2 tRNA genes and 3 rRNA genes are annotated in these 853 nt (G+C 50.2%); all 5 read left to right on the forward strand.

Going from position 1 to position 853, the window contains the following annotated elements:
- Positions 1 to 107: ribosomal RNA gene (locus MH144_RS30605) — 16S ribosomal RNA — on the forward strand; the annotation flags it as partial.
- Positions 108 to 213: 106 nt separating this feature from the next.
- Positions 214 to 330: ribosomal RNA gene (gene rrf / locus MH144_RS30610) — 5S ribosomal RNA — on the forward strand.
- A 32-nt stretch (positions 331 to 362) separates the two neighbouring features.
- A tRNA-Ile gene (locus MH144_RS30615) sits at positions 363 to 439 on the forward strand.
- A 23-nt stretch (positions 440 to 462) separates the two neighbouring features.
- Positions 463 to 538, forward strand: a tRNA-Ala gene (locus MH144_RS30620).
- A gap of 196 nt (positions 539 to 734) precedes the next feature.
- Positions 735 to 853 (forward strand): 23S ribosomal RNA (locus MH144_RS30625); the annotation flags it as partial.

The raw sequence follows: 853 nt of genomic DNA on the forward strand, positions 1-853 counted from the left end.
TCGGTGGGGTAACCGCAAGGAGCCAGCCGCCGAAGGTGGGATAGATGATTGGGGTGAAGTCGTAACAAGGTAGCCGTATCGGAAGGTGCGGCTGGATCACCTCCTTTCTATGGAGAATCGTCTTCTGTAACGAAGACATTCAAATCTAAAATCTAGCCAGGTCGGCTAGTTACTCACTCGTTGCTCAGTTTTGAGAGCTCAAACTCTCAAACGTTTGGTGGCGATAGCGAAGGGGTTCCACACGTTCCCATCCCGAACACGACCGTTAAGCCCTTCAGCGTCGATGGTACTTGGACCGCAGGGTCCTGGGAGAGTAGAACGCCGCCAAGCGTAAACCCTATTGGGTTTCAATCATAATATACGGGCCCTTAGCTCAGTTGGTTAGAGCGCACCTCTGATAAGGGTGAGGTCGGTGGTTCGAGTCCACCAGGGCCCACCATTTACACTTTCATAATTTGATATGGGGCCATAGCTCAGCTGGGAGAGCGCCTGCCTTGCAAGCAGGAGGTCAGCGGTTCGATCCCGCTTGGCTCCACCAACAAGATTTCAAGCTTGTTCTTTGAAAACTAGATATCGAAACGAAAATTGCGAATTAGAACATTCCTTTTAGCTGAACTTGTGTTAAAACAAGTTTCAAATATTAGTGATACTGTATGAGCGAGTGATCGAATGGAACGACTTTTGGATTTGCGTCAGCAAACCAAGGGAAGAGACAGCTCGAACACGAGCGAATTGGTTAAGCTACTAAGAGCACACGGAGGATGCCTAGGCGCTAGGAGCCGATGAAGGACGTGGCGAACAACGATACTGCCTCGGGGAGCTGTAAGCAAGCTTTGATCCGGGGATGTCCGAA

It is taken from the genome of Paenibacillus sp. ACRRY (assembly GCF_022346995.1).
GTDB lineage: Bacteria > Bacillota > Bacilli > Paenibacillales > Paenibacillaceae > Paenibacillus.